Source organism: Actinocrinis puniceicyclus, from assembly GCF_018283645.1.
In the GTDB taxonomy this organism is placed as follows: Bacteria; Actinomycetota; Actinomycetes; order Streptomycetales; family Catenulisporaceae; genus Actinocrinis; species Actinocrinis puniceicyclus.
The window spans coordinates 42773-49466 of record NZ_JAGSXH010000041.1 but is presented as its reverse complement, the minus strand read 5'-3'; the positions used below and the strand labels follow the sequence as shown (position 1 = coordinate 49466).

At 69.2% G+C, this 6694-nt stretch carries 4 protein-coding genes; 3 read left to right on the top strand and 1 reads right to left on the bottom strand.

Annotation, left to right across the window (positions count from 1 at the left end):
- Positions 1-1717: DUF262 domain-containing protein (locus KGA66_RS13675; protein ID WP_211468428.1), on the top strand; the 1717-nt coding region annotated here is incomplete at its 5' end.
- 89 nt (positions 1718-1806) lie between these two features.
- Complete coding sequence (locus KGA66_RS13670; RefSeq protein WP_211468426.1) at positions 1807-4893, top strand: SNF2-related protein; 3087 nt, start codon at positions 1807-1809, stop codon at positions 4891-4893.
- An 18-nt stretch (positions 4894-4911) separates the two neighbouring features.
- Here the strand turns inward: KGA66_RS13670 and KGA66_RS13665 are convergent, their stop codons facing one another.
- Positions 4912-5184 (bottom strand): helix-turn-helix domain-containing protein, encoded by a 273-nt coding sequence (locus KGA66_RS13665; protein WP_211468424.1) that lies wholly within the window; start codon positions 5182-5184, stop codon positions 4912-4914.
- Between the two features lie 280 nt (positions 5185-5464).
- Here KGA66_RS13665 and KGA66_RS13660 point away from each other — a divergent pair, with 280 nt between their 5' ends.
- A complete protein-coding gene (locus tag KGA66_RS13660; RefSeq protein WP_211468422.1) occupies positions 5465-6694 on the top strand; it encodes an NAD(P)/FAD-dependent oxidoreductase in 1230 nt (409 codons plus the stop codon).

Below are 6694 nucleotides of genomic sequence, written 5' to 3'. Positions count from 1 at the left end.
CGACAGGGGCGGGTGGGCGGTGCGGGCCGACGCGATTGAACCGAGGCGGGGACCGGGAAGCACGAGCCGCGACATCCTCACGATCGCAGGAGGCAGTGTGGCCGAGCAGTCCGAGTTCACGATCCGTCAGCTTCTCGATCTCGCCGAGCGCTTCGACGTTCCCGAGGTGCAGCGTGAGCTCGTCGCCAGCGCCCGGTGGTGCGCGGGAATCATCGACTCGCTGTTCCAGGAGATCCCGTTCGGCGCCCCGCTGCTCTACGAGGTGGACGCCCGCTCTTCGCGTCCGGCCAGCCGCTACCAGTCGTCCTCCCACGCCGACTGGTGGATCATCAACGGGCAGCAGCGTCTGACCGCGGTGTTGGCCGCCTTTGGTCGGCGCCCGCCGTGGATCCCGCAGCGCAGATGGCTCATGCTCGGCGGCCCGGACCGGGAGGTAGCGGTGCGGTTCACGCTCATCGGCCAGTTCTCCTTCCACCCCTACAAGCCGGGCACGCCGCTGCAGATTCGGTTGGCCGACCTGCTGCAGGCCGCGGAAACCAGCACGGTGCAACGGCTGATCGTGGGCACGGGGGTGTACGACCCGCACCGGTACGTCGAACGCTTCGCCGCGCTGGCCCAACGGCTACTGGCGGTGCGCGTGAGGGTGGACTGGCTACGCGGGGACATGGACAAGGCTGTCACGGCGTTCATCCGGCACAACCAGGCCAGCGCCTCCAAGCGCCTGACCCCGGAGGAGTACAGGCTGGTGGCGCTGAGCATGACCTGCCCGGGACTGCAACGCGACATCATCGACCCTGCGGTGCACGCCGCCGCCCAGGCGGGGTTTCCGGCCGCGATCGGCCGCCCACGCATCGTCACCGTGATGGAGCACTTGCTGCCCCCGGGGGCGACGCGGGTTGCCAACCGCCGCCGCATCGACCCGGCGCGCATCGCCGACGCGGCCGCGCTGGCGGCGCAGGGGTGCGCCGCCACGGCCGACCTCTTGCACGCGTGCGGGATCACCGGCGATGAGCTGCTCTGCTCTCCCAGCGCGGTGGAGGTGCTGGGAGTGCTGTTCGCCCGGTTTTGCGACGAGGCGGCATGCGACGACTTCGCCGGGCGCTGGCTGGTGCACATCGCGGCCCGCGGCACCTACCACACGCTCGGCTCCAGGCATCGCGCCGATGCCCGTGCCGTCGCCGGCGCGGCGAATTACCGTGATGCGGTCGGTGCCCTCGCCTTGCAGGTTCCGGCTGGACCAATCCCGCCGTGGGACGAGAGCACGCTCCAACTCGGGGGGCGGGCTCGGGCCACCTGGGGTCAGCCGGGGACGCTATTCGCGCTGGCCAGCCATGCTGGTGTCGCGGGCAAGGTAACGGACCTCGGCGACCCCCATGTCACGATGAGCGATCCGCGGATGCGGCTGCGCCCCCTGTGGGCGGCTGAACCAGGGCGTCACCGGACGGTGGCCTGGTTGGCCTGGATGACCCCAGACACCGCGGCGGTTGTGGAGGGCGCGCGCGGGTGGGGGCGCGACGCCTACGACGCACTGGACTGTCCGGATGCAGCACTGGCTGCTCAATGCCTGGCCAGGCCCGTCCCGGCGCTGGACGTCGACGCCGAAATCGTGCGGCGCAGCGCCGCCATCCTTGAGATGGTCAACACCTTCCTGCGTGAGACCGAGCCGCTGCGCCGCGACGCGCGCGAAGCAGTTCCCGCGCAGCTGGCGGTCGCGTGACTGGCACCCGGCCCTGGCCCGCCCCGCTGATTCTGGTTAACGGCGGCGGCGCGACGATCGGGCGCAGGCTGGATGCTTGGCTTCGGGCGGTGGCCGCTGATCCACACGGGGCGGTCGCGACCCTGGCCGCAGGCTATGTCAGCTTCCATGGGCTTATGGTGCTGGGCGAGGCGGTGCAGGTCCTGATCGCGCGGGGCGTGCCGGTGCGCCTGCTGCTAGGCGTCGCCCCGACCGCCACCGCGCAGATCACGCTCGACGGGAGCGCCGATCCCGAACAGTTGGACCGCCTGCTGGCCGAGGGGCATCTCGCCCTACACGCTGAACTGGACGGCATCCCGGTGGACAAGGCGACGCGCGCGAAGCTGTCCCGTCTTCGCGCATGGCTATCCGACCCTCTGGTGACAACACGCCGCTACGAAGCAGAGTTTTTCCATTCCAAGGCCGTCGTGATCGAACCGGTCGACCGGCCGGTGGAGGCCGTGGTCGGCTCCTTCAACCTGACACGGGCGGGACTGCGCTCGAATGTCGAACTCGGAGTCAGCGCAGGGCGCGAGCAGGCGGCGGGGACGGCCAGGTGGGTGCGCGACTGGTGGAAGGCCGCTGCGCCGTACGACCTGGCGGGAATGATCAGCGAACGATTCGCGTATCTGCCCCCGGAACTGGTGTACCTGCGGATGCTGGCCGAGCGGTTCTGCGGGGAGATTGACGCGGGCGACTCGCGCCTGGGCCTGACCTGGTTCCAGTCTCTGGGAGTCGCCAAGGCGGCAGCCGTGATCGAGCGGCGCGGCGGCGTCCTGGTCGCCGACGAGGTCGGTCTCGGCAAGACCTACATCGCAGGCGAGCTGATCGACCGCGCCCAGCGCGCCGGGGAGGGCCCGGTCCTGGTGCTGTGCCCCGCGCATCTGAAGCGCAATGTGTGGCGGGCGAAGACCAACGAGTGGGGCCTCAAGGTGGAGCTTCTCAGTTACCACCAACTGCTGTGGCGGGGCATGAAGACGCTGCGATCAGGCGCCGCGTTCCCGACGTACGCGATGGTCGTGTGCGATGAGGCGCACTTCCTGCGCAACCGCCGCAACCTGACGCGCAAATGCTTCGACAAGCTGATGGGCGACCAGGAACACCGGCCGCGCACGGTGCTGCTGTCCGGAACTCCGGTCAACAACAAGGGCGCCGACTTGGCCGAGCTGATGCACCTGGCCGCGCCGGCTCCCATCGAGGACCGGGTGTACACCCCCGGATGGGCGCCGTGGCCGGGGCGGCGACTCTCGCAGCGCCAGATCCGTGAGCGCTGCTCCAAGGCGCTGACCTTGCAGCAACGCGAACTGCGCGAGCTGCACGAGGAGATCAACGACCTGGTGGTACGCCGCACCCGGCAATATGTGCGCGACGCGTGCCACGAAGGGATCGAGCGTCCGGCGTTCCCCGTGGTCAACTCCAAGCCTGTGATCTACGAGCTAGCCGACGCGGGCACGAACCTGTACTCCGCGGTGCTCGACGCGGCGGCGACATCCAAGGCTCTGAGCGACCCGCGCTTCGCAGAGGCAATGCGCGCCCTGCGCGGCCCGCAGGCTCTGTCCGCCCCGCTGGCACTGGCGGCTTACGCGCCGGGGCAGTACGCGCTCGACCCCCTGCAGGTGCCGTGGTGGGTCGAGGTGCTGTTGTGCCTGCTGCGCTGCACGCTGCTCAAACGCCTGGAGTCCTCGCCGGCGGCGCTGGCCGATACCGCCCGCAACATGGCCCGGCGCACGAAGAGCGCCTTGGTCGACCTGGATCGGGGTCGGGTACGCATCAGCGTGTCAATGAAGGAGATGCGGTTGCTGCGTGACCTGGTGCGCACGTGGATCGACGGGGCCGGGGACGAGCTGGACGGGCAGATCGGGCGCGACGAACTGGACGCACGCCTAAGCGACTTCCTTGGAGGCCAGGCCCGCTGCGGTCCCCAAGGCGGAATCCCCAAGGCCCGCTTCCAGCTGGCCACCCAGTATGACGTCCCTGCCCTGCGCCAGGCCCTGCAGCGCGATGCCGAGGCGCTCGAGCGGATCGTCGCGCTGGCTGAACAGGCCTGCCGCGATGACCCGAAGGCCGCCGCGTTCCTCAACCTGTTCGACGAGCTCGGCGGCAAGGTCGTGGTCTTCGCCAGCTCCCGGATCACCAGCGCGGACCTTACCGCCCGCATCGAGGCACACATCGCGGCGAGAGGCACGGTGCACCGCTACGCCGGACGCATCGCCAGTGTCGGGCGCACCGAACCAGTCTCGAAGAAGGAGCTGGCCACCGTGCTCGGCCACTTCTGCCCAGACACCGCTGCCGGAGTCCCGACCCGTCTTGGGCAGACCAAGCCGAAAGACCTCTACGACGTGCTGATCACCACCGACATCCTGTCCGAAGGGGTCAACCTCCAGCAGGCCAACGTGATCGTCAACTACGACCTGCCGTGGAACCCGACCCGGCTGGAACAGCGGCTTGGGCGTTTGGACCGGATCGGCTCGCCGCACGCTGTCATCGACTGCCATACCTTCCTGCCTGACCGGGCGTTGGACGCGTGGTTGTGCCTCATGGACAAGCTGCTGGAGAAGACTGCGGTCGCGGCCAAGCTGATCGGAGTGACTGCGGCGCTGTTGCCCGACGCCACCGTCAACATCATGAATTTCACGACCCTCATCGGATGGATTTACACGCCGCGCACCGAGAAGGCTTCCCGACCGCTGCCCATGATCGAGATGCAGCGGATGTGGCTGCAACGCGCCCGCATGATTCCCGCCCTCGCCGCCCGCCTTGAGCACCTGACCCCGTGGGCCTGCGCTGTGCACCCGCAGCCCGCCGACGAGCCGTTGGTGGTCTACTGTTTCAGCGTCGTCGGCACCGAGGCCGGGCCGACGATCACACTTTTCTGCCGGGTCTACGGCGGCGCACGGCGAGGGGCCACCCTCCTGGACACCGTCCGGTGTCTGGAAGCGATCCACATCGAGCCCGGCGACTGGATCGATGCCCACGCGGCAGGCACTGCACCCGCCGATACGCCACGACCGATCTCGGCAGCCGACCAGCAACTCGTCGACGACCTGCTCGAAGTGGCCCGCGACACCGTCGCGGGCACCTACCACGTGCCCGACCACGAGGCGTGCGAACGCATCAAGCTGGTCGCGTGGATCATGCGTCCCGGGAGGGATGCGTAGTGCCCCGTGGCTCTGCTCCTACAGGTCAGGTCGCGCGCCGTCGCCGCTAGCGGGCTCCAACTCGTACTCGAGCAACTGCGAGGGCCGCAGCCCCAGCCCGTCGGCGAGCTTGAACACGGTGAGCAGCCCGGCATTACGCCTGCCGTGCTCGATGTAGATCAAGCCGCGGAAACTGAGCTCAGCCCGCTCGGCCAACTCCTCAAGGCTCAAACCCCGCTCTTCGCGCAGCCTGCGGATATTCAGGCCGAATGCGTGAAGACGGGAGTCGGGAGGCGGGCTGTTCGACGGCACTTAGCGACTTGAACAGCCACAGAACACGCAAACCATGAACAGTTGTGCATAATCGCGATCACCAGTGAAGTGTGAAGGCTCAGATGCAGGCGCGACTCCGGATCGACGCAACGCGGTCTGTGGGCCTCGACCACACACTCCACGCACCGAATCCTCGAAGAAGTTCCCAGGGAGGTGCAAGCGTCATCGACGTTCTTGTGCCGCGTGCCGCTTTACTGGCCGCGGGGCCCTGGCCAGCGGCCCAGCGGGAGCCCGGGAGCGCTGTGAGAGACTTGCCGCCGTGGCGCAAGATTCTTTCGATATCGCGGTCATCGGCGCTGGTCCCGCCGGGTCCGTCACGGCGTACGCTGCCGCGCGGCGGGGCCTGCGCGTCGCGCTGGTGGACCGGGCGGTCTTCCCGCGGGACAAGACGTGCGGCGATGGAATCGGACCGGGCGCGGTGGAGGTGGTCTACCGCCTCGGCCTGGACGCGGTGTTCGAAGGCTGCACGCCCATCAAGGCCGTCACTATCTTCGGTCCGCGCGGCGAGCGCCTGGAGAGCGCCATCTCTCGCGGCGACGGGCACGCGGCCTACGGGCACGTCATCTCCCGCCTGGAGTTGGACGACCGGCTGGTGCGCGAGGCACTGGCGGCCGGGGCCGAGGACTTCACTGGGATGCGTTATATGTCCATGGTCACCACGCCGGATGCGCGAGAGGTCGAGCTGCGCGCCGCGGACGGGACGCTGCGCACGATTAGCGCCAGCCTGGTGGTGGGCGCGGATGGCGCGTACTCGCCGGTCCGCAAGGCCCTGACGGCCGGCGCGGATGACGGCGGGGCGAAGAAGAACCTGAGCTTCGCGATGCGCGCCTACGCCGAAAGTGAAGACTTCCGTCCGGGAGGCGCGTTCGGGCCGCGGCTGCTGTTCGAGTTCAGCCGGGACCTGCTGCCCAACTACGGGTGGCTGTTCCCGCTCGATGACGGGCGGGTCAACCTCGGGGTCGGCGGCCCGCTGGAGGTCCTGCAGAGCCGCGGCCTGGACCTTAAGGTGCTCATCGCGATGTTCGCCGACAAGCTGCGCGACCGCGGCATCCACCTCGGCGACCTGCACGACCAGCGCGCCCACCACCTGCCGCACATCGGCGGCCTGCCGAAGCTGACCTACCCGCGCGCGGTCCTGCTCGGCGACGCCGCCTCAATGATCAACCCGGTCAGCGGCGAGGGCATCGCCTACGCCGTGACCGCGGCCGAGCAGTTCGTAAACGCCCTGCCCTCGACGCTGGGCGACCGGGCGCAGCTCGCCGCCGCCCTGGCCGGGTTCGAGAGCGACTTCCGCCGACGCTACCGGGCCCACTTCGTCTCCAGCCGCATCTCGCTGCGCCTGCTGCGCAGCGAGCGGTGGGCCTCGATGCTGCTGAAAGCAGCCGAGCGCGACCCGCATATGCTGCAAGACGGCGTGGAGCTGCTGTTCGGCTTCGGCCGCATCCGCGCCTCCACCGTGGGACGCATCCTGCGCAACGGGCTGATCTGA